Raw genomic sequence first — 3,324 nt, 5'->3', positions numbered from 1 at the left:
GCGGTGACGGTCATGCGGGGAGTCCAGCACACCGGGCTGCTCGCTCGGTCGAGCGCGGGATCCTCCTTCCCGGATCGGCGGGGATCGCGATGGCACCAGCCTCCGTGCTGCTCATCCTCGCTCCGGACGGCCCGGCTCGGACGAGGTCTCGTAGTGCACGAAGCCGGTCGACCGCGCGACCCGGTCGTAGAGGCCGCGGGCCGTCGCGTTGTCCTGCCGGGTGAGCCAGTAGACCTTCGCCGCGCCCGCGGCGGCGGCCTGCTCGCGCACGTGCGCGATGAGCGCTCGGCCCACGCCCGCGCCGCGCGTGTCCGGCGCGACGAACAGGTCCTCGAGGTAGCAGTACGACGTCGTCGACCAGGTCGAGGGATGGAGCAGCCAGTGCACGAGGCCGATCGCCGCGCCGTCGTCGTCCCGGGCGATCGCGCCGTGCAGCCCGTCGTCCGAGGCGAGCCGGGCGAACACGTCGTCGGTCACCTCCTGCGGCAGCGCCTGCTCGTAGAACAGGAGGTAGCCGGCCCAGAGCCGCAGCCAGTCGGCGTGATCGGCAGGCGTGATCGGCGCGATCGTCGTCATCGCTCGACCGTAGCGGCGGCGTACAGAGCGGTCGGGCGGGTTCGGTCAGCGGCTGCGCTTCGCGCGGCGGCGCTCGCGCCAGGTCATCGAGGCCAGTGCGGCGGCCTCGCGCGCCTGCTCCTCCGCCAGCGCCTGCTCGCGCGCGGCCCGGCGGTCCCGAGCCCGCTGCCGCCAGGCGACGACCTCCTCCTCCACGTCGCGGGGCCGCGTGATGACGGGCGGTCCGCCGAGCAGCTGCCGCCGCGCCTCCTTGACCCGGCCGTTGAAGTCCTCGAGCACCTCCCGGACCATGGCCTCACCGGCCAGAGCGTCGAGCCGGTCCCGCATCCCGCTGTCCTCGCTGCGGAGGGTGAGTGCCGGCGGCCCGAGCCCCGTGAGCCGTTCGCGCTCGATCTTGCGGCGGATCCACCAGTCGGGATCGCGGACGGCGCCGAGGTCGGCGATCGGCTTGCCGGCGCCGGGCAGGTCGTCGAAGTCGCCGCGGCGCATCGCCTGCTGGATGGCGACCTCGACGGCCATCGACCGCTCGTCCGCGCTGACCTGCCCGCGGTCCACCGTCTCGTCGTCGTCCTGGATCCCGCGCTCGATCGAGTAGCGCGCGGCCGCGAGGCGGCTGTCCGGTGGTGGTCGTTTCGTCATGGGCGCTGCAGTGATTCTGCCTCCACGTTTCGCCGATCAGGCTGGATCCAGCGACGCGCCGCTCCGGCTCCACCGGGAAGCGGCGTGTTCAGAATCCAGCCTGATCCGCGAAACGTGGTCAGGCGACGGGGGCGGGGAGCCGCTCGCGCGCCTGGCGCGCGGCGGCGACCAGGTTCTTCAGGGAGGCGACCGTCTCCTCGTAGCCGCGGGTCTTCAGCCCGCAGTCCGGGTTCACCCAGAGGCGCTCCGCCGGGATCGCGCCGAGGGAGGCGGCGAGCGCGCCGGCGACCTCGGCCTCGCTCGGCACGCGCGGCGAGTGGATGTCCCAGACGCCCGGGCCGATGCCGCGCGCGAAGGCGGACTCGCGGACCGCGTCGACCACCTCCATCCGGCTGCGGCTCGCCTCGATGCTCGTCACGTCGGCGTCGAGACCGTCGATCGCGTCGATGACGACGTCGAACTCCGAGTAGCAGAGGTGCGTGTGCACCTGGGTGGAGGGCGTGGCGCCGGCGGTCGCGAGGCGGAACGCGCCGACCGACCACTCGAGGTAGGCGGCCTGGTCGGCCCGCCGCAGCGGCAGCAGCTCCCGCAGCGCCGGCTCGTCGACCTGCACGATGTGGATGCCGGCCGCCTCGAGGTCCGCGATCTCGTCCCGCAGCGCGAGCGCGACCTGGTCCGCGGAGTCGCCGAGGGGCTGGTCGTCGCGGACGAACGACCACGCCAGGATCGTCACCGGGCCGGTCAGCATGCCCTTGACCGGTCGTGCCGTGCGGCTCTGCGCGAAGGTCGACCAGCGCACCGTGATCGGCTCGGGCCGGCTGACGTCGCCCCAGAGGATCGACGGCCGCGTGGCGCGGGACCCGTAGGACTGCACCCAGCCGTTCGTGGTCGTCGCGAAGCCGTCGAGCGCCTCCGCGAAGTACTGCACCATGTCGTTGCGCTCGGGCTCGCCGTGCACGAGCACGTCGAGGCCCAGCTCCTCCTGCAGGTCGATGACGCGCGCGATCTCGTCGCGGACGCCGGCCTCGTACTGGTCGGTCGTCAGCTCGCCCTTCGCGAGGCGGCTGCGGAGGCGTCGCACGTCGGCGGTCTGCGGGAACGACCCGATCGTGGTGGTCGGCAGCGGCGGCAGGCCGAGGCCGCGCTGCGCCTCGACCCGGTCGCCGTAGGGCACCCGGGTGCGGTCGGCGGCGGTCGCCGCGGCGGCGCGTGCGCGGACCGCGGGCACCTGCACGCCGGGCGTCTCGACCCAGGCGGCGAGGACGCGATCGCTCTCCGCGACCTCGTCGGCGATCACCTCGCGACCCTCCTGCACCGCGCGGGCGAGCAGCACGACCTCGCGCACCTTCTGATCGGCGAACGCGAGGCGCTCGCGCAGCGCGGCGGGCAGCTCCGACTCGTCGTCGGCGTCGTGGGGCACGTGGAGGAGGGAGGTGGCGGTGCTGACGGCGATCGTGCCCGCGAGCCGGCCGACCGACTCGAGCCGGCCGAGTGCGCCGGCCAGGTCCGCACGCCAGATGTTGCGGCCGTCGACGACGCCGGCGACGAGGGTCTTGCCGAGCAGGCCGGCGCGCACGGTCTCGTCGATCTCCGTCGGCAGCGCACCGCGGACGAGGTCGATGGCGAGCGCCTCCACCGGGCTCGACGCGAGCGCCGTCAGCGCCGTGTCGTCGAGCGAGCCCCACGTCGCGGCGACGAGCAGCGCGGGGCGGTCCTCGGCGCCGCCGAGCACGCCGTACGCGTGCGCGGCCGCGGCGGCGAGCTCCTCCGACGGCACGTCGAGGCTCTCGGAGACGAGCGCGGGCTCGTCGAGCTGCACCCACTCGGCGCCGGCTGCGCGCAGCGCGGCGAGCAGCTCGGCGTAGACCGGCAGCACGTCGTCGAGCCGGTCGAAGGGGCGGCTCGACCCCTCCGCGTCCTTGCTCAGCGCGAGGAACGTGACCGGGCCGACGAGCACGGGCCGGGTGCGGACGCCATCGTCCAGGGCCTCGCGGAAGCGCGCGACGAACGCCTCCGGCACGGCCCGGAACGCGGTGTCCGCCGTGATCTCGGGTACGAGGTAGTGGTAGTTCGAGTCGAACCACTTCGTCATCTCGAGCGGCGGCTGGT

Annotated in this window: 3 protein-coding genes; all 3 read right to left on the bottom strand. The window is 74.3% G+C overall.

What is annotated here, in order from left to right:
• Positions 1-111: 111 nt before the first annotated feature.
• Entirely contained in the window at positions 112-576 is a 465-nt protein-coding gene (locus ACFE67_RS14665; protein ID WP_375407609.1) for a GNAT family N-acetyltransferase, read from the bottom strand.
• Between the two features lie 45 nt (positions 577-621).
• Positions 622-1,215, bottom strand: coding sequence for a DUF1992 domain-containing protein (locus ACFE67_RS14660; RefSeq protein WP_375407608.1), 594 nt, complete (start codon positions 1,213-1,215; stop codon positions 622-624).
• A 118-nt stretch (positions 1,216-1,333) separates the two neighbouring features.
• Positions 1,334-3,324 (bottom strand): 5-methyltetrahydropteroyltriglutamate--homocysteine S-methyltransferase (gene metE / locus ACFE67_RS14655; RefSeq protein WP_375407607.1); only part of this gene is annotated, 1,991 nt, incomplete at its 5' end.

The sequence above is a fragment of the uncultured Amnibacterium sp. genome, from assembly GCF_964244015.1.
Taxonomy (GTDB): Bacteria; Actinomycetota; Actinomycetes; order Actinomycetales; family Microbacteriaceae; genus Amnibacterium.
Note: the sequence above shows the minus strand (reverse complement) of the source record. Positions and strands in the feature narration are given on the sequence as shown.